This window comes from Corallococcus sp. AB038B (genome assembly GCF_003668955.1).
Taxonomy (GTDB): Bacteria; Myxococcota; Myxococcia; order Myxococcales; family Myxococcaceae; genus Corallococcus; species Corallococcus exiguus.
In genome coordinates this window covers 899,837-917,500 of the sequence record NZ_RAWO01000002.1, presented here as the reverse complement: position 1 = coordinate 917,500, position 17,664 = coordinate 899,837, and the positions used below count along the sequence as shown (strand labels likewise).

Genomic DNA, 17,664 nt, shown 5'->3' with positions numbered 1-17,664 from the left:
TGCTAGGACGGGGCCCATGGGACTCGATGCGAGCTACCAGGCCCTTCCCAGCGGTTCCCCGCTTCTGGAACTGGCGCGGCAAAACATCGGCGTGGGCGAATGGCTGGGGTCCGTCACCCGGTTGCTCCAGGATCCCCGAGAGGAGCGGCTGGCACCGGGCGGCCCGGATCCCGGCGAACTCCAGCTCCTGGGGGCCGTGAAAGAGCTGTTGCGCATCCGCCCCGACCTGGCGACGCAACACGTGGAACTCGACCGGAGGTGGGATCATCTGCACTTCGTCCTCTCCGACCGCCGCCGGAACGAGCCGGGAGCCGAGGACGACTCCCTGGCCGGAATCGCAATCCATGGCGAGGCGAAGATCGCTCCGCACGTGGTGGCGGGTCAGGGCGTGCCCCTGCGCTACACGCGGCCGGAGACGGTGGAGCGGATCGCCCGGATGCTGGAGGCCGTGCGGTTCGACACCCTTCGTGAGCACTTCACCTACGAAAGCATGAGCGACGCGAGCGTCTACAAGTGCCCGCACGAGAATTCCATCGACGAGGACTGGCAGTGGCTCACCGAGCGCTTCGACCGCTTCCGAGCCTTCTATGTCACGGCCGCGAAACACCGGGACGGCGTCCTCGTCTGCGTGGACTGACTCCAGCTCAGGACCGGCTTTTCCCGCCTCCTGAGACAAGTCCGGGTGTCTTGAGACACCTGATTTGTGTTCATGTTTCATGAAAGGAATCCAGACACCGCGTGCCATGGTCGCGGGCCCATTTCCCGGGAGCCCACATGCGCACTTCTTCTTGGATGTCCTTGGCCGTCGTCCCCCTGCTGTTGTGTCTCGCGTGCAGTCCCGAGAGTGAGTTACCCGGGGACGACGTCGTGTCCTCCCAGTCGTCCGCGCTCGTCGTATCCGGCGGTTCGATGCTGTCCGCTCGCTACCAGCACACCGCCACGCTGCTCGCCAACGGCAAGGTGCTGGTCGCGGGCGGAGGGACGCCTTCTGGCTCGTACGCCACCACGGAGCTGTATGACCCGGCGACGGCCACTTCCGTCAGCGGTCCGTCGATGCTCACCGCACGCCGCGCTCACACCGCCACGCTGTTGCAGGACGGCACCGTGCTGATCGTGGGCGGCATCAACTCGAGCGTGCTCTCGTCCGCCGAGCGCTACGACCCCGCGACGAACACCTGGAGCGCCGCCGCCCCCCTGCCCCGCATCAGCTATGGCCACACCGCCACGCTGCTCACGGACGGCCGCGTGCTCGTGGCGGGCGGCGTGAGCATCGTCACCTCGACCTATGTCTACACGCCGTCCACGAACACCTGGGCGGCCACGGGCTCGCTCAACGCCGGGATGATGAGCCAGGCCGCGGTGCGGCTCGCGGACGGCCGCGTGCTCGTGGCGGGTGGAAGCAATGGCTCCACGTCTTCCAGCAACCACGCGGAGATCTGGAGCCCCACCACGGGGACGTGGACGACCGTCGCGTCGATGAACACGGGCCGCAATGGCCACACCCTGCAGCTGCTCTCCAGCGGCAAGGTGCTGCTGACGGGCTATGTCACCGCGGCGGAGCTGTATGACCCGTCCGCCAACACCTGGACGAACACTGGCGCCACGGCCGTCCAGCACTTCTCCGCGCCGTCGGTGACGCGGCCGGATGGCACCATCCTGATGGCCGGTGGCTCCTACAACACGATGCAGGTGGAGCTGTTCTCCCCCACGACCAGCACCTGGAGCACGGTGGGAACGCTGACCCAGTCCCGCGTGGACCACCCCACGGTCGCGCTGCCGAATGGCCGCGTCCTGTTCCTCGGAGGGACGACCTACAACGCCCAGGGCAACATGCAGGCGGTGGCGAGCATCGAGGTCTTCGACGCCTCCGCCACCTGCACCCCGACGACGTGCTCGGCCCAGGGCAAGACCTGCGGAACCATCTCTGACGGCTGTGGTGGCACCCTCGCCTGCGGCACCTGTGGCACCGGGCAGGTCTGCTCCACCAGCAACGTCTGTACCGCCGCCTGCACCCCGACGACGTGTGCAGCCCAGGGCAAGACCTGCGGAACCATCTCCGACGGCTGTGGTGGCACCCTCGCCTGCGGCACCTGCGGCGCCGGACAGGCCTGCTCCAGCAGCAACGTCTGTACCGCCGCGACCTGCACCCACAACGTCTGTACGACGGGCTCGTCGCTGAACAAGGACTGCAACTCCTGCACGTTTTCGGTGTGCAACCGCGACCCGTACTGCTGCACCACGGCCTGGGACAGCATCTGCGTCAGCGAGGCCTCCTCCTGGTGTGCCATCGCGCAGCCGGGCTGTGTCGTGAGTCAGTAGCAGTCACTTCCGGGTCGGCCTCCGCCGCATGGAGGCCACCCGGGTTTCGGCTACGCTGCGCCGCGCATGAAGTACACGTTCGTCTTCACCACCGCGGCGGCACTCCTCACCTTCCTGGCGCAGCGGCTCCAGGGCTTCGGCTGGCTGCTGCTGTGGCCCGCGCTGAGCTTCGCGGTCGTGGCGCTCGCCTACGCCGGACCAGGCGCGAGGGCCTTCGGGAAGCAGCCGGATGGACGCATGCGGCCGTGGGCCGTGTTCGCGCTCCTGCCCTATCTGCTGCTCACGTGGGGCACCTGGCATCTGGCGCGGCGCTCCTCGCGAGAGCGTGCCTTTGACGAAGTGGTGCCTGGGGTGCTGGTGGGACGGCGGTTGCTCCCCGGCGAGTTGCCCTCGGGCGTCACGGCCGTGCTGGACCTGACCTCCGAGTTCATCGAACCGGAAGCCATCCGCGCCTCCTGCCGGTACGTGTCGCTGCCCATCCTGGACGCATCGACGTTGCCCGTGGAGCACGTGGTCCCGATTCTTCGCGAGCTGGCCGCCCTCCCGGGGTCTCTCTACGTCCATTGCGCGCAGGGACATGGGCGCACCGGGATGATCGCCGCCGCGCTCCTCGTGGCGAGGGGGGATGCTCCGGATGCGAAGGCGGCACTCGCGCGGGTGCGGCAGGCTCGGCCCGGGGTGCGGCTCTCCGCCTTGCAGGAGCGTGCGCTCGACGCGTTGTCCGCGGCGCTCCGCCCCGGAGGCGTCTGAACCGCGAGGCCTGGACACGGCAGGCCCCGCGGGTGCTCAGGACGGCTCAGCTCTCCGCGGACGGAGTCTGCTCCACGCCCGGATGGGCGGGGTCGCAGACCGGCGCGGTGTCCTCGGACTGCTGGCTCTGCTCCGAGGAGACGGACGCGGTCTCCTTGGAAGGCGCGGACCCGGAGCACCATCCCGACTCCTCACAGCTGGTACGGTAGGTCCCCTCGTAACAGGGCCCGGCGCAGTGGACCAGGCAGACCTCATCGCACTGCGGCGGATAGGCAAACGCGGCGGTGGGGGCCACGGCGAGGACGGCGGACACGGCCATCAGGGACTTCCTCAGCGCGTTCATCGGCATTCCTGTTGTGAGGGAAATGTGCCCGCGCGAAAGGCAGGCACGCCCGTCAGCAGACGCCACGGCTGCCACCAACAACAGACATCCACGCCCACGACCGTCGGCAACCAAACGCTTACACCCACCAGGGGTGCATGCCTGACGCGAGTCAATCGTGGCAATCCACGATGCCCATGCCCACCCTTCACTTTCAACGTGGGTTTAACAGGCCGTTGCCTCCAGGGCGTCTAGTCCCATCCGGGTCCGGGCCGTATCTCCTTCGTGCGACGAACCTCACGGAGAGAACACGATGCAGAAGCGCAGACTCGGAAACAGCAACCTGGAGGTCTCAGCCATCGGGCTCGGCTGCATGGGCATGAGCCATGGCTACGGCCCGCCCGCGGACAAGACGGAGATGATTGCCCTCATCCGGTCGGCCGTGGACCAGGGCGTCACCTTCTTCGACACCGCCGAGGTCTACGGCCCCTGGACGAACGAGGCGCTTGTCGGTGAGGCCCTCGCCCCGGTTCGCGCTCAGGTGGTCATCGCCACGAAGTTCGGCTTCAAGCTGAGCAGCGACGGCAAGCAGGAGGGCCTGGACAGCCGGCCCGAGCACATCAAGCAGGTCGCCGAGGCCTCACTCAAGCGGCTCAAGACCGACGTCATCGACCTGTTCTACCAGCACCGCGTGGACCCGGACGTGCCCATCGAGGACGTCGCGGGCGCCGTGAAGGAACTCATCCAGGCAGGCAAGGTCCGGCACTTCGGCCTGTCCGAAGCGGGCGCGAAGACGATCCGCCGCGCGCATGCGGTCCAGCCCGTGACGGCCCTCCAGAGCGAATACTCCCTGTGGTGGCGTGAACCGGAGAAGGAGATCCTCCCGACGCTCGAAGAGCTGGGCATCGGGTTCGTTCCGTTCAGCCCGCTGGGCAAGGGCTTCCTGACAGGCAAGCTGCCCGACACCTCCCAGCTCGACAAGAACGACTTCCGCAACATCCTTCCGCGCTTCACGCCGGAGGCACGCACGGCGAACCAGGTCTTCGTCGATCTGCTGGGCAGTGTCGCGGCCCGGAAGAAGGTGACGCCGGCGCAGCTCGCGCTTGCATGGGTCCTGGCGCGCAAGCCGTGGATGGTCCCCATCCCGGGAACCACGAAGCCGCACCGGCTGGAGGAGAACCTGGGCGCGGCCCGGGTAGAGCTGACGGTGGACGAGGTCCGCGAGCTCACGGATGCCGCCGCGAAGCTCACGGCGCAGGGAGCCCGTTATCCCGAGGCCCTGGAGAAGATGACCGGCCGCTGATCCGCATTCACACGGCCTTGAGTGCCAGCTCGCGCGCCGCCTCGACGAAGAGTCGCAGCGGCGCGGAGCGCTGCGCACGGCTGGGGTAGTAGAGGAAGAAGCCGGGCACGGTGGGCGCGTAGGCCTCCAACACTCGCACGAGCCGCCGCGTGCGGAGCCGCTCCGCCACCAGGGGCTCCATGGCATACGCCAGCCCCAGGCCCTGCTCCGCCAGGTCCAACGTCAGGTGACTGTCATTGCTGACCACGCCCCCTCGCACGGGAACACGCCAGTTCCTGCGCCCCCGCTCCAGCTCCCATGCGTAGAGCGCCCCGGTGGAGCGCATGCGGAACGTGATGCACTCATGTTTCAGCAGGTCCTCCGGGCGCTGGGGCGTCCCGTGGCGCTCCAGGTAGCTGGGGGCGCCCACCACCACGAAGCGGAACTCTCCCGTGAGGCGCACCTGGACCATGTCGCGCTCGATGGCTTCGCTCAGCCGCACACCCGCGTCGTAGCCCTCCGCCACGATGTCCACGAAGCGCTCCTCGATGACGACCTCCACCTCGATGCGCGGGTGACGCGCGCGGAAGGTGGGGACCACCGGGGTGATGAGGTAAGGCACCGCCGCCCGCGGCACGGACAGCCGGACCCGACCCACCGTCTCTCCCGGCTGCGCGGCCACCTCCCCGAGCGCGGCGATCGCCTGACCCATCGCGGGTCCCGCGGTCTCCACGAGCCGCCGGCCCGCGTCCGTCAGCGCCACGCTGCGAGTCGTGCGGGTGAGCAGCACCACGCGCAACTGCTCCTCCAGCTGCCGCACCGAATGGCTCACAGCCGCAGTGGAGACGCCCAGCTCGCGCGCGGCGCCGCTGAAGCTGCTCAGGCGGGCCACGACGAGGAACACCTGGAGCTGGGTGAAGGGTGCTGTGTTCATTCGCGACGACCCTCTGGGGCTTCACTGTTCAGCACGCGCCGCGAAGCTAGGGCCTTCTCCGCGCGGAGTCACCCTGCCCGCTCACACGGCCTTGGCCGCCAGCTCCCGGGCCGCCTCGGCGAAGAGTCGCAACGGCACCGACCGCTGCGCACGGCTGGGGTAGTAGAGGAAGAAACCGGGCACGGTGGGCGCGTAGGCCTCCAGCACCCGCACGAGCTTCCCGGTGCGCAGCCGCTCCTCCACGGCCGGCTCGAAGGCATAGGCCAGCCCCACGCCTTGCTCCGCCAGGCTGGAGGGCAGATGGATGTCATTGGTGACGACGCCCCCGCGCACCGGCACGCGCCAGCTCTTGCGCCCGCGCTCCAGCTCCCACGGATAGAGCGTTCCGGTCGTCTGCGAACGGAAGGTGATGCACTCGTGTTTCAGCAGGTCCTCTGGGCGCTGGGGCGTGCCGTGGCGGGCGAGGTAGCCGGGCGACCCCACCACCACGAAGCGGAACGCCTCCGTGAGCCGCACCTGCACCATGTCGCGCTGGATGGACTCGCTCAGCCGCACACCCGCGTCGTAGCCCTCCTCGACGATGTCCACGAAGCGATCCTCGATGACGACCTCCACCTCCACGCGCGGGTGTCGCTCACGGAAGATGGGGACCACCGGAGTGATCACGTAGGGCACCGCCGCCGTCAGCACCGTCAGCCGGACCCGGCCCACGGCCTCTCCGGGTTGCGCGGACACCTCGCGGAGCGTGGCCAGCGTCTGCCCCACCGCCGGGCCTGCTCCCTCCACGAGCCGCCGGCCCACGTCCGTCAGCGCCACACTGCGCGTGGTACGCGTGAGCAACACCACCCGCAGCTGCTCCTCCAGCTGCCGCACCGCCTGGCTCACCGCGGCCGTGGAGACTCCCATCTCGCGCGCCGCGCCGCTGAAGCTGCGCAGCCGGGCCACGGCGAGGAACACCTGCAGCTGCGTGAAGGGGGCCGTATTCATTCGCGAGGACCGTATCCGAGGCCACTGTTAAGCACGCGTTAATAGCCTATTGGCTCCTCGCGCGTAGTCATCCACGGGGCTGGCGCGTATCTCTCTCCGCACGTGAACGGGGCTCACCGGCCCACTGCTCCTGGAAAGAAGACACATGCCCACCGCCAACGCCTACGCCGCCACCTCCGCGAAGTCACCGCTCGGTCCCCTGGCCGTCCAGCGCCGGGAGCTCGGCCCTCGCGACGTGCTCATCGAGATCAAGTTCTGCGGCATCTGCCACTCCGACATCCACACCGTCCGCGACGAGTGGGGCGCGGCGACCTACCCCCTGGTCCCCGGCCATGAGATCGCCGGCATCGTCGCCAGCGTCGGCGCCGAGGTGAAGAAGCACGCCGTCGGCGACCGCGTCGGCGTGGGCTGCATGGTGGACTCGTGCGGCGACTGCTCGTCCTGCCGCAAGGGGGAGGAGCAGCACTGCCTCAAGGGGATGGTCGGCACCTACGGCGCCACCGGGCGGGACGGCCAGCTCACGCAGGGCGGCTACTCCACCCACATCGTCGTGACCGAGGACTTCGTCCTCAAAATTCCGGAAGGCATCTCGCTCGAAGCCGCCGCGCCGCTGCTGTGCGCGGGCATCACGACGTACTCGCCGCTGCGCCGCTGGGGCGCGGGCCCGGGCAAGAAGGTGGCCATCGTGGGCCTGGGCGGCCTGGGGCACATGGGCGTGAAGCTCGCTCGCGCGATGGGCGCGGAGGTGACCGTCCTGTCGCAGTCGCTGAGCAAGAAGGAAGACGGCCTGCGACTGGGCGCGCACCACTACTACGCCACCAAGGACCCGGAGACGTTCCAGAAGCTCGCGGGCACGTTCGACCTCATCGTGAACACGGTGAGCGCGAAGATCGACGTGGACGCCTACCTGTCCCTGCTGGCCCTGGACGGCGCCCTGGTCAGCGTGGGCGCGCCTCCGGAGCCGCTCTCCCTCAACGCGTTCTCGCTCTTCATGCCCCGCCGCGTGTTCACCGGGTCGCTCATCGGCGGCATCCCCCAGACGCAGGAGATGTTGGACTTCTGCGCCCAGCACCACATCGGCGCGGACATCGAGGTCATCCCCGCCAGCAAGATCAACGACGCCTACGAGCGCGTGCTTGCCTCCGACGTCCGGTACCGGTTCGTCATCGACACGTCGACGCTGAAGTAGCTCAGGACCTCACGACGCCGTCGAAGACGCCGTAGCCACCGGGGATGAAGAAGTCCTTCCCCGGCTCCAGACCGAAGGCGTTCATCACCGTCGCCGCGATGTCCTGCGAGCGCGGCGCACGGGAGCCGCGGCTCCCGTCCTCCTCCACCAGCGACACCGGCGCCCCCATCGGCGAGCCGTTCATCGTCTCGTCGTAGCCGCCGAGCATCTGGTTGCCCTGGATGCCGCCGCCCACGAGCAGCGCGCACGTCGCCGGGTGGTGATCGCTCCCCTGCTTCGGGAACGTCCGCCCGAAGTCGCTGTAGACATACACGAGCGTCTCATCCAGCAGCGACCGGGACGGGTCGGACTTGCTGGGGGTGAGGCTCATCTCGAGGCACAGCCGCCCCACCATCTCCAGCGCGATGCGCAGGTGGTTGGTGTGCATCTGGACGCCGTTCGCGGTGTGGGTGTCGAAGGAGTTGTTGTTGAAGCTCGTGGCCCGCAGATTTACCGACGTCACCAGGTCCGACTTCAACAACTGCAACGCGAAGTCATACGAACCCATCGACGAGCCCTGGCCGCACGAGTCCGCGAAGCCGATGCACGCGGACCAGTCCACCGGGTAGCGCGGGTCCGCCTTGAGCTTCTCCCACGACGGCGTGGCGGCCAGCACCGACAGGATGTCGCGGCGGATGGTCCGGCTCGCGCCCTTGTAGGTGTCGTAAAGCTGTTCGAGCATCGCGTCGGTGCCGCTCGTGGAGATGCCCCGCTCCTCACGGAGGGCCTTCAGGATCGCCGCGTCCACCGCCGTCGCGGGCACCGTCCCCGGAAGCGCCGAGCCGTCAAAGGCCAGGTCGGGCACGTCGTCGCGGGTGCGCAGTCCGTTCCAGGCACCGCCGCGCCGGTCGGACAGCGTCGGCTCCACCGTCGACGCGGAGCGCAGCACCGTCGGGTTCGCGCGCGCGGGCAACCCGAACGCGGTCGGCAGCGCACCGCCCAGGCTGACGTTGGGGATGGACCGGTCCGGGAAGCGCTGGGCCATGGCGTTGGCGATGACCGCCTGCACCGCCGGAGCCCGGAAGCTCGAACCCGCCACGCCGCACATGCTGGCGACGATGCCGCTCGCGTGCGCGGCCGTGTTCTGGTCCGCGCCCACCAGCAGCGCGGCCTTCTCATAGAGCTTGTACGTGGGATCCGCCCACGAATAGCCCCACGGCCGGTACCGCTGGTTGTTGTTCGCCGCGGGGTTCGTGCCCTGCGAGTCGGAGGGGTTCGCCCAGTTCCAGTAGATGGGCCCGCGCAGCTTCCGCACGGGCCCCGGCGCGTCCAGGTCCGCCGGCGAGCGGTCGAAGTTCTCCACCTGTCCGGGCGCGTAGCCCACGGGGATGAGGCCGCCCAGCGGCGCCGGGATGAACTTCGTGATGCCCGCGCTCGACAGCGGGGAGAAGAAGCTCTCCCAGTGCAGGCCTCCATCCAGCCAGATGCCCAGGAGCTTGGTGGGACGTCCCGGCGTGGGCGCGGCCGAGGCCGTGGACAACCCGTAGCGCGCCATGAGTCCCATTTGCGTGGCCCCCAGGGCCAGCTCGAACAGCTTGCGACGCGAGAGCTTCATGGTTGCCCCTTCAGTAGAAGATCCAATGCGGGTGGCGGATGAAGTACGAGCACACGCCCACGTAAGCGGGCTCGGTGTCCGTCGGGGTCGAAAGCGGCACGAAGACATCCGCGTAGAGCGCGTCCACCTGCGCATCCGTGAAGCGCTCCCCCAGGAAGCGCAGCGACCAGCGGCGCAGCGTGGCCTTCACGTCCACTGCATCGGCGGTGCGCTTGGAGCCCGCGGGGAAGAGCGCCGTGTTGCCCGTCTTCGCCAGGGCCAGGCGGCACCAGCGCTGCGACACCTGCGTCAGCGTGAGCGCGAACGTGGGGGACGCGGTCCGGTCCGGCGTCGACTGGTTGAACACCGAGCCTCCGCCCAGTCCGTAGAAGCGCTCGCCCGTGGTGTGCTGCCGGGGAGCAGGCACCGCGTCCGGCGGCTGCATCGGGTAGCGCTCATCCTCGTAGGACTCGGCCATCGGGATGCCGAACTCCGTCGCGGAGGAGAAGAAGTCGTCATGCGTGAGGCCCAGCTGCTGGTACAGCGCCCGCTGCACCTGCGTCGCGCTCATGCGCGTGATGCGCGGCGCCTCGGGGTCCGGGCGCGCGTCGCGCTGCTGGGTGGAGAGCGATTGGATCCACGCGCGGACGTCCGCGACAGACAGCTTCGCCGTGCCGTCGGAGACGAGCTGCGCGTAGGACTTCTCCCCAATCGGCATCTGCTTGAACGCGGCGCTGCCCCGGCCCTCCAGCAAGCGGATCAGCTCGCTTTCTTCCGGGCTGCCCGCCTTCACCAGCCGCGGGTCGGACACCATCAAGCTCTGGAACGCGTCCACCGACGCGAAGTACCCGCGCGCGCCCTGCGCATGGCAGCCCTCACAGTGCGGCTGGAGGCCCTGCATGATGCGCACGGTTTCGGAGCTGGCCGGGGTGCCACAGGCCTTCTGGGACTGCGAGGACGGGACGGCCGTGGTGCCATCCCTGCCGCACGCGAGCGACACGGGGAGCACGAGCAGGAGGAGTGCGAAGCGGTTCATGTCAGCGCCCCCGCTGGAAGAGGTGGGACTGCGTGAGGGATTTGACGAACGGGCGGACCTTGCGGCCCCCCGCGACGAAGCGCTCCACCTGCGCGTCCAGGTAGCCCGCCTCGCGCGCCGGGTCGATGTCCCGTCCCAGCACCTGCGCATGGAGGTGTCTCACCACGCAGCGGTCGAAGGCCCCCGCCGCGACGATGAGCTTCGCGAAGCCGAGCGGCCCCACCGTCCCGTCCCCCACCTGCCCCAGCAGCGTCTGCTCCGGCGGGAGGAAGTCGATGAAGAGCGCCTCGGGGTTCGCCTGCGCCTGGGCCTCGGTGATGGGCGTGAGCATCGTGTCGGCCACGTACCACCGGTTCCAGTGGCTGAACGGATCCCCACCGTAGGGGTACTCGCCCCGGCGCCACGAGACGGGCCAATGCCAGGCGGTGCCCACGCCGGGCATCAGGTACTTCGCGCCATGGCCCTCGGTCGCCGAGCCCTCCTTCGCGAAGCGCTTGAAGTGGATGGCCGCGGGGTCGAGCCGGCGGTGGCAGTGCTGGCAAGGGCCCTCGGTGCCCGGATCGCGGCGGTACTCGTTGAACTTCTGACCCAGGGGCGGCGCGAGGACCTCGCACGCCAGCGTCTCCAGGGCCCGCGCACCGCGCACGCGCTCGCGGGGATAGCCCGCGAGGAACCCCATGCTGGTGAGCATGCCCGCGGCGGGAATCCCCCGTGCCGGAATGACCGTCGTGCGAGGGTCATAGCGATAGTCGCGCTCCGCCAGGAGGAAGGGGTCGCGCGCGGGGACCTGATACTCGCGCCAGGCGAGCGGGTCCCCCGGTGCGTGCTCCGGATCCACCGGCGCGGCGGAGAAGCGCGACGGCCGCCACCAGGAGTCATCATCGAGCAGTCCTGTCGCGCCGCCCTCGATGCCCTGCATCACGTACGCGGCCTGGAGCCGGGTGGGCGCGACGGAGTAGCTCCCGAGGATGAGGTCCGTCACCGGCCGGTCGTGCCACGCGAGGTGGGCGAAGAGGCGGGCGGGCTCCTCCGCGACGAGCCGCCGCTGACCCTGCTCGTGGTAGTGCAGGTAGTCCTCCCAACCGGCGTACTGCTGGAAGTCGGCGTGGCAGCGCACGGCGTTGGGCCCGCAGCCGCAGGTGCCAACCGGACCCGCGCTGGCGCAGGTGATGGGCACGGGATTGCCATTGACGGATCCGGTGCCCGTGGCTGAGGCGTTGGCCGCGTACCCCACCAGCGTCACCGTGGTCCCCGGGGCCCACCACGGCTCCACTGCGCGCTCATCCACGGGCGAGCCATCCGACTTCACCCCGCTGCAGGCGGCGTCGTCGCCCCGGAAGTACTTCCACGCGCCGGCCTTCGCGGTGCCCGCGGCGCAGCGCTGGATGGACCGCTGCTGCTGCAGGCCGTACTCGGGCGCGTCGGCGGTGAGAGGGACAGGCGGGATGTTGAACCAGTCGCGCGCCTGCTCGAACATCGTCCGGTAGAACACGGGCTGCCCGAGCGTCTCGTCGACGAAGTGCTCCACGAAGGCCCGCTGCGCGGCGTCGTCTCCCGAGGCTTCGAGCGCGGTGAACTCCTCGTCCGTCGGCGGCGTCCCGCGCAGCGCGAGCGAGGCCCGCCGCAGCAGCCGACTGGGAGCGAGCATGTCGTTCTTCTCGCCCGCGTCGGGGTCACCGGAAGGCGTGGGGTCCTCACAGCCGGCGTCCGGCGAGCCCGAGGGATCCACGTCATTGTCGGACGGCCCGCCCACCACACCGGTGCAGGCCGTCCAGAGGACGAGGATCAAGGCCCATCCCGTGGAGCGTCGCCAGGTGCCAGGTGCCGTCGCGTCGCGCGAAGTCATGCGCCGCCGCAAGGCAATGCGTGTGCCAGATACCCGACACAGCGCGGAGTCCCTCTCTCACTCTGCGAGAGCGCGCGCCGCCGAGGGAACCTCGATGACTGGCGATGGATCTTCCCCACACAGTGAGGCCCGCGCCCCCCATCCCATCGTGGTGATCCACGTCACCCCGCCGCGCCTTCATGCTGTCGCTCTGCCAGCGGCGCGCTGCCACCCCTGGGCGGGATGATGCGGGGGGTACTTTCTCTAGGCTCTCCGCCGGTGGCCGGACGTCTCCGGCCCCGGGGGAGGCAGCATGAAGCAGACACGCGGATTCGCCGTTGTCATGGCCGTGACCACCCTGCTCACGGGAGCGCCCGACGTCCTGGCCCGTGACACGGTTCCATCCAACGTGGAACCCAAGGTGATCTTGAAGTCCGGTCACGCCGTCCAGTGCGGTGACACCCTCACCGAAAGCACGATCCTCACGCATGACCTCAACTGTCCGGGTTCAGCGCCCTACGCACTCGAGCTCGATGGCGCGGACCTCCTCCTGGACCTGGGCGGATACACCATCCGCCGTACCGGCCCGGAGGTCCCGGGCTCATTCGGCATCGTGGTCAGCCACGCCAGGATGATCCGCAATGGCACGGTGCAGGGCTTTGGGTACGGGATCGACATCAGCTTCAGCTCAACCACGGCGAACCTGCGACTGCACGAACTCGCGCTCCTCGACAATGGTTACGGCGTCTACAGCGAGTCCCAAACGAACTTCCTCATCACCCACTGTCGTCTGAGCGGGAATGGCCGGGGACTGAGCAGCGAGTTCGATGCGTCCACGGGAATGTTCGACGTGCGCTCATCGATCTTCACTGACAACGGGACCGCGATGGTGGCGGACTTCCATCACATCGACGTGCTCGACTCCACCTTCACGTCCAATGGGTTGGTCAGCAACTGCTTCGGTGGTTCCTTCCGCTTCAGGACAAGCACGATCGCGTGGAACGACGCCGTGGGCAGGATGCAGGTCGACCAGGGCGGCCCCTACACCTGCGGCGAGATGCGGTTCGAGAACTCGCTCATCGCGAACAACGCCGCGTTCGCGCCCGCCGACCGGCCGGTCTGGGAAACGAACAGGCTCGCGATGATCAACACCCTGGCCGTCAGCAATGGTCTGGGTCTCCAGGTCACGGCCCTGACGGTGTACGTGGATGGCAACACGTTCTATGACAACGGAGGCGGACTGACGCTGTCCGACCTCCCGGCGCCCGTCCCCGTCCCGCTCACGGGCATCGTCCGCGGCAACCAGTTCCTGAGCAATGACGGGGATGGACTCCGGGTGCAGCCGCCCAGCACACCCACGGTGCTCAACAACGTCGCCCTGGGCAACGCGGGCTTCGGCATCTACGCGCCGACGGCTTTCGATGGCGGTGGCAACGTCGCGCGAGACAACGCCGCGGGCGACTGCGTGGGCATCGTCTGTTCGCCCTTCTGATTGCCCCCGTGTCGCCGTCCAGGCGGAGCGCTGCCTCTCTGGTGGGGAAGCCGTCTGGAGCATCGTGACTAGCCTCTCCGCCGGAGGCCGGACATCTCCGGCCGGGGAGGCTGCATGAAACACACACGCGGATTCGTCGTCGCCATGGCCGTGACCACCCTGCTCACGGGAGTGCCCGAGGCGCAGGCCCGTGACACGGTCCCTACGGACGCGGAGGCCCCGGTCGTGTACACCGGCGGCACCACCGTCCGGTGCGGTGACACCATCACCGAGCACACGAAACTCACGCGCGACCTCTACTGCCCCAGTTCGGCGCCCTTCGCGCTCCAGCTCGACGGCCCGGGCATCGTCCTGGACCTGGGCGGATACACCGTGCGCCGCACGGGTCCGGTGAATTTCACCTCGCAAGGCATCGTGGTCGCCAACGGCAGGATGGTGCGCAATGGCACGGTCCAGGGATTCGCCAGTGGCATCACCACCACCAGCGGCGAGACCTCGCTGAACCTGCGGCTGCATGCGCTCGCGATCCTCGACAACGGCATCGGCGTCTACAACCGGGCGTCCAATGCGAACTTCCTCATCACGGACTCGCGCCTGAGCGGGAGCGCAGTAGGGCTGAGAGGCGAGTTCGATGCGTCCACGGGAAACTTCGACGTGCGGTCATCCATCTTCACCCACAACGAGCTCGCGATGATCGCGGACTACCATGACATCGACGTGCTCGACTCCACGTTCACGTCCAATGAGAGCGTCTTCTTCTGCTGGGAAGGCCTCATCCGTATCAGGTCGAGCACCATCGCGTGGAACGACGCCGTAGGCACGGCCCACAATGACGGCGAAGGCCCCCGCCGCTGCTACGAAACGCGCTTCGAAAACACGCTCATCGCGAACAACGCCGCGTTCGCGCCTCCTGGCGAACCGGTCTGGTCGCCGCTCGATCTGTCGATGCTCGACACGCTGGTCGTCAGCAACGGCACGGGACTCCAGGCCGCTGCCGTGAACGTCTACATCGACGGCAACACCTTCCATGACAACGCGAGCGGCCTGACCCTGTCCGACCGAGCAGGGCCCTCCGGTGGCACACTCACGGGCATCGTCCGCGGCAACCAGTTCCTGAGCAATGACGGGGATGGACTCCGGGTCGTGCCGCCCAGCACCCCCACGGTGCTCGACAACGTGGCCCTGGGCAATGCGGGCTTTGGCATCTACGCGCCCACCGCCTTTGACGGCGGCGGGAACGTCGCGCGCGACAACACTGCGGGCGACTGCGTGGGCATCATCTGCTCGCCCTTCTAAGCACCACCGTGTCTGGCTCCAGGCGGCGTGCTGCTCCCACTGGGAGGGAAGCCGTCTGGAGCGCAGTGCCTAGCCTCTTTCGCCGGTGGCCGGACGTCTCCGGCCGGGGAGGCTGCATGAAACAGACACGCGGATTCGTCGTCGCCATGGCCGTGACCAGCTTGCTCACGGGAGTGTCCAACGCCCAGGCCCGTGACACGGAGCCTTCCGACGCGGAAGCCCAGGTCGTGTTCACCGGAGGCGCCACCGTCCGGTGCGGCGACACGATCACTCAGCACACGCGACTCACGCGCGATCTCTACTGCCCGAGTTCGGCGCCCTTCGCGCTCCGAGTCGACGGCCCGGGCATCGTCCTGGACCTGGGCGGATACACCGTGCGCCGCACGGGTCCTGCGAACTTCACATCCCATGGCATCGTGGTCGCCAACGGCAGGATGGTGCGCAATGGCACGGTCCAGGGATTCGCCAGCGGCATCTCTACCACCAACGGCTCACCCGTGCTGAACCTGCGGCTGCATGCGCTCGCGATCCTCGACAACAATGTCGGCGTCTTCAACCGGGCGTCCTATGCGAACTTCCTCATCACGAACTCGCGCCTGAGCGGGAATGGCACAGGGATGGCCGGCGAGTTCGATGCGTCCACGGGAACCTTCGACATCCGGTCATCCATCTTCACCCACAACGAGATCGCGATGTTCGCGGACTTCCATGGCTTCGACGTGCTCGACTCCACGTTCACGTCCAATGGGAGCGCCGCCTACTGCTGGCACGGAGTGTTCCGCTTCAGGTCGAGCACGCTCGCGTGGAATGACGCCGTGAGCACGATCCCCAACGACGGCTTTGACGCCCGCGTCTGCAGCGAGATGCGGTTCGAGAACACGCTCATCGCCAACAACGCCGCGTTCGCGCCCGCCACGACTCCGGTCTGGGAGCCGATCCAGCTGTCGATGCTCGACTCGCTGCTCGTCCACAACGGCGCGGGGCTCCAGGTCGCGGCCCAGACCGTCTACATCGACGGCAACACCCTCCATGGCAACGCGAGCGGCCTGACCCTGTCGGACCGCACCGGCTTCGTCACCGTCCCGCTCACGGGCATCGTCCGCGGCAACCAGTTCCTGAGCAATGCCGGGGACGGCCTCCGGGTGGTGCCGCCCAGCACGCCCACGGTGATCAACAATGTCGCCCTGGGCAACGCGGGCTTCGGCATCTACGCGCCCACCGCCTTTGACGGCGGCGGGAACGTCGCGCGAAACAACACCGCGGGCGACTGCGTGGGCATCGTCTGTTCGCCCTTCTAAGCACCGCCGTGTCCGGCTCCAGGCGGCGTGCTGCTCCCTCTGGGGGGGAAGCCGTCTGGAGCACCGTGCCTAGCCTCTTCCGCCGGTGGCCGGACGTCTCCGGCTCGGGGAGGCTGCATGAAGCAGACACGCGGATTCGTCGTCGCCATGGCCGTGACCAGCTTGCTCACGGGAGCGCCAGACGCCCAGGCCCGTGACACGGTCCCCTTCGACGCGGATGCGGAGGTGACGTTCAAAGGCGGCTCCCACGTCCGGTGCGGTGACACCATCACCGAGCACACGCGACTCACGCGCGATCTCTACTGCCCCAGCTCGGCGCCCTTCGCGCTCCAGGTCGTGGGCGAAGGCATCGTCCTGGACCTGGGTGGCCACACCGTGCGCCGCACGGGGCCGGCGAATTCCGCATCACAGGGCATTGCGCTCTGGTCCAACAGCATGGTGCGCAATGGCACGGTTCAGGGATTCGGCCGGGCCATCAGCACACCTGAAGACTCGAACACGACGTACGTGCGCCTCCACAAGCTCGCGCTCCTCGACAACGGCGTCGGCGTCTACCACTGGGGATCATTTGCGACCTTCCTCATCACGGAGTGCCGCCTGAGCGGGAATGTCAGAGGCCTGAGTGGTGAGTTCGATGCGTCCAACGGAAACTTCGATGTGAGGTCGTCCGTGTTCACCCACAACGAGATCGCGATGTTCGCGGACTACCATGGCATCGACGTGCTCGACTCCACGTTCACGGCCAACGGGAGCGCAGTCTACTGCTGGCACGGAACGGTCCGCTTCAGGTCGAGCACGCTCGCGTGGAATGACGCCGTGAGCACGATCCCCAACGACGGCGCCGACGCCCGCGTCTGCAGCGAGATGCGGTTCGAGAACACGCTCATCGCCAACAACACCGCGTTCGCGCCCGCCACGACTCCGGTCTGGGAGCCGCTCAAGCTGTCGATGCTCGACTCGCTGGCCGTCCACAACGGCACGGAGCTCCAGGTCGCGGCCCAGACCGTCTACATCGACGGCAACACCTTCCATGACAACGCGGGCGGCCTGACCCTGTCCACCCGCGAAGGGCCCACCACCCCTGGCCCGCTCACGGGCATCGTCCGCGGCAACCAGTTCCTGTCCAACGACGGGGACGGACTCCGGGTGGAGCCGCCCAGCACCCCCACGGTGATCAACAACCTGGCCCTGAACAACACGGGCTTCGGCATCTACGCGCCCACCGCCTTTGACGGCGGCGGAAACGTCGCGCGAAACAACACCGCGGGCGACTGCGTGGGCATCGTCTGCGCCATGTACTGACGTCCCAGCCCGTGGCGGCGCACTTCGGCTGTCCTGGCTGGAACAATTCACCTCCAGAT

General features: G+C 68.4%; 15 protein-coding genes. 9 read left to right on the top strand and 6 right to left on the bottom strand.

Annotated elements, in window-relative coordinates:
• Nucleotides 1-16 precede the first annotated feature (16 nt).
• From D7Y04_RS14775 to D7Y04_RS14765, 3 genes are all read left to right on the top strand, one after another.
• Nucleotides 17-637, top strand: coding sequence for a DUF1877 family protein (locus D7Y04_RS14775; RefSeq protein WP_121759748.1), 621 nt, complete (start codon nt 17-19; stop codon nt 635-637).
• A gap of 137 nt (nt 638-774) precedes the next feature.
• A complete protein-coding gene (locus D7Y04_RS14770; protein WP_121759747.1) occupies nt 775-2,319 on the top strand; it encodes a kelch repeat-containing protein in 1,545 nt (514 codons plus the stop codon).
• Nucleotides 2,320-2,385: 66 nt separating this feature from the next.
• On the top strand, nt 2,386-3,069 hold the full coding sequence (locus D7Y04_RS14765) for a tyrosine-protein phosphatase (RefSeq protein WP_121759746.1): 684 nt from the start codon (nt 2,386-2,388) through the stop codon (nt 3,067-3,069).
• Nucleotides 3,070-3,115: 46 nt separating this feature from the next.
• Here D7Y04_RS14765 and D7Y04_RS14760 read toward each other — a convergent pair whose 3' ends face one another.
• Nucleotides 3,116-3,412, bottom strand: coding sequence for a hypothetical protein (locus D7Y04_RS14760; protein WP_121759745.1), 297 nt, complete (start codon nt 3,410-3,412; stop codon nt 3,116-3,118).
• Nucleotides 3,413-3,704: 292 nt separating this feature from the next.
• Between D7Y04_RS14760 and D7Y04_RS14755 the strand changes: the two genes are divergently transcribed.
• Entirely contained in the window at nt 3,705-4,694 is a 990-nt protein-coding gene (locus D7Y04_RS14755) for an aldo/keto reductase (RefSeq protein ID WP_121759744.1), read from the top strand.
• A 7-nt stretch (nt 4,695-4,701) separates the two neighbouring features.
• Here D7Y04_RS14755 and D7Y04_RS14750 read toward each other — a convergent pair whose 3' ends face one another.
• Together D7Y04_RS14750 and D7Y04_RS14745 are read right to left on the bottom strand one after the other, a co-directional pair.
• Nucleotides 4,702-5,607 carry a LysR family transcriptional regulator gene (locus D7Y04_RS14750; RefSeq protein WP_121759743.1) on the bottom strand — a complete coding sequence of 302 codons (906 nt, stop codon included), beginning with the start codon at nt 5,605-5,607 and terminating at the stop codon, nt 4,702-4,704.
• 81 nt (nt 5,608-5,688) lie between these two features.
• Nucleotides 5,689-6,594 carry a LysR family transcriptional regulator gene (locus D7Y04_RS14745; RefSeq protein ID WP_120594026.1) on the bottom strand — a complete coding sequence of 302 codons (906 nt, stop codon included), beginning with the start codon at nt 6,592-6,594 and terminating at the stop codon, nt 5,689-5,691.
• A 145-nt stretch (nt 6,595-6,739) separates the two neighbouring features.
• Between D7Y04_RS14745 and D7Y04_RS14740 the strand changes: the two genes are divergently transcribed.
• Nucleotides 6,740-7,783, top strand: a complete 1,044-nt coding sequence (locus D7Y04_RS14740; protein WP_121759742.1) for an NAD(P)-dependent alcohol dehydrogenase — start codon at nt 6,740-6,742, stop codon at nt 7,781-7,783.
• Nucleotide 7,784: 1 nt separating this feature from the next.
• On the opposite strand, the gene D7Y04_RS14735 is transcribed toward D7Y04_RS14740, so the two are convergent.
• Genes D7Y04_RS14735 through D7Y04_RS14725 form a run of 3 tightly spaced genes read right to left on the bottom strand, consistent with a single transcriptional unit; the run spans nt 7,785 to nt 12,181 of the window.
• Entirely contained in the window at nt 7,785-9,377 is a 1,593-nt protein-coding gene (locus D7Y04_RS14735; protein ID WP_121759741.1) for a DUF1501 domain-containing protein, read from the bottom strand.
• 10 nt (nt 9,378-9,387) lie between these two features.
• Entirely contained in the window at nt 9,388-10,392 is a 1,005-nt protein-coding gene (locus tag D7Y04_RS14730; RefSeq protein WP_120594023.1) for a hypothetical protein, read from the bottom strand.
• Between the two features lies 1 nt (nt 10,393).
• Nucleotides 10,394-12,181 (bottom strand): hypothetical protein, encoded by a 1,788-nt coding sequence (locus tag D7Y04_RS14725; protein ID WP_233601420.1) that lies wholly within the window; start codon nt 12,179-12,181, stop codon nt 10,394-10,396.
• Nucleotides 12,182-12,560: 379 nt separating this feature from the next.
• On the opposite strand from D7Y04_RS14725, the gene D7Y04_RS14720 reads away from it, so the two are divergent.
• The 4 genes from D7Y04_RS14720 to D7Y04_RS14705 all read left to right on the top strand — a co-directional run bounded on the left by D7Y04_RS14720 (nt 12,561) and on the right by D7Y04_RS14705 (nt 17,605).
• Nucleotides 12,561-13,709 (top strand): right-handed parallel beta-helix repeat-containing protein, encoded by a 1,149-nt coding sequence (locus D7Y04_RS14720; RefSeq protein WP_366934539.1) that lies wholly within the window; start codon nt 12,561-12,563, stop codon nt 13,707-13,709.
• 114 nt (nt 13,710-13,823) lie between these two features.
• Complete coding sequence (locus tag D7Y04_RS14715; protein ID WP_121759740.1) at nt 13,824-15,005, top strand: right-handed parallel beta-helix repeat-containing protein; 1,182 nt, start codon at nt 13,824-13,826, stop codon at nt 15,003-15,005.
• Nucleotides 15,006-15,121: 116 nt separating this feature from the next.
• A complete protein-coding gene (locus D7Y04_RS14710; RefSeq protein WP_121759739.1) occupies nt 15,122-16,303 on the top strand; it encodes a right-handed parallel beta-helix repeat-containing protein in 1,182 nt (393 codons plus the stop codon).
• A gap of 117 nt (nt 16,304-16,420) precedes the next feature.
• Complete coding sequence (locus D7Y04_RS14705; RefSeq protein WP_121759738.1) at nt 16,421-17,605, top strand: right-handed parallel beta-helix repeat-containing protein; 1,185 nt, start codon at nt 16,421-16,423, stop codon at nt 17,603-17,605.
• Nucleotides 17,606-17,664 lie beyond the last annotated feature (59 nt).

Excerpts from the sequence above, each read along its gene's own strand:
- D7Y04_RS14715 (WP_121759740.1), top strand. The coding sequence starts at position 13,824 with ATGAAACACACACGCGGATTCGTCGTCGCCATGGCCGTGACCACCCTG.
- D7Y04_RS14745 (WP_120594026.1), bottom strand. The coding sequence starts at position 6,594 with ATGAATACGGCCCCCTTCACGCAGCTGCAGGTGTTCCTCGCCGTGGCC.
- D7Y04_RS14730 (WP_120594023.1), bottom strand. The coding sequence starts at position 10,392 with ATGAACCGCTTCGCACTCCTCCTGCTCGTGCTCCCCGTGTCGCTCGCG.
- D7Y04_RS14710 (WP_121759739.1), top strand. The coding sequence starts at position 15,122 with ATGAAACAGACACGCGGATTCGTCGTCGCCATGGCCGTGACCAGCTTG.
- D7Y04_RS14750 (WP_121759743.1), bottom strand. The coding sequence starts at position 5,607 with ATGAACACAGCACCCTTCACCCAGCTCCAGGTGTTCCTCGTCGTGGCC.
- D7Y04_RS14775 (WP_121759748.1), top strand. The coding sequence starts at position 17 with ATGGGACTCGATGCGAGCTACCAGGCCCTTCCCAGCGGTTCCCCGCTT.
- D7Y04_RS14705 (WP_121759738.1), top strand. The coding sequence starts at position 16,421 with ATGAAGCAGACACGCGGATTCGTCGTCGCCATGGCCGTGACCAGCTTG.
- D7Y04_RS14770 (WP_121759747.1), top strand. The coding sequence starts at position 775 with ATGCGCACTTCTTCTTGGATGTCCTTGGCCGTCGTCCCCCTGCTGTTG.
- D7Y04_RS14765 (WP_121759746.1), top strand. The coding sequence starts at position 2,386 with ATGAAGTACACGTTCGTCTTCACCACCGCGGCGGCACTCCTCACCTTC.
- D7Y04_RS14755 (WP_121759744.1), top strand. The coding sequence starts at position 3,705 with ATGCAGAAGCGCAGACTCGGAAACAGCAACCTGGAGGTCTCAGCCATC.
- D7Y04_RS14735 (WP_121759741.1), bottom strand. The coding sequence starts at position 9,377 with ATGAAGCTCTCGCGTCGCAAGCTGTTCGAGCTGGCCCTGGGGGCCACG.
- D7Y04_RS14720 (WP_366934539.1), top strand. The coding sequence starts at position 12,561 with ATGGCCGTGACCACCCTGCTCACGGGAGCGCCCGACGTCCTGGCCCGT.
- D7Y04_RS14740 (WP_121759742.1), top strand. The coding sequence starts at position 6,740 with ATGCCCACCGCCAACGCCTACGCCGCCACCTCCGCGAAGTCACCGCTC.
- D7Y04_RS14760 (WP_121759745.1), bottom strand. The coding sequence starts at position 3,412 with ATGAACGCGCTGAGGAAGTCCCTGATGGCCGTGTCCGCCGTCCTCGCC.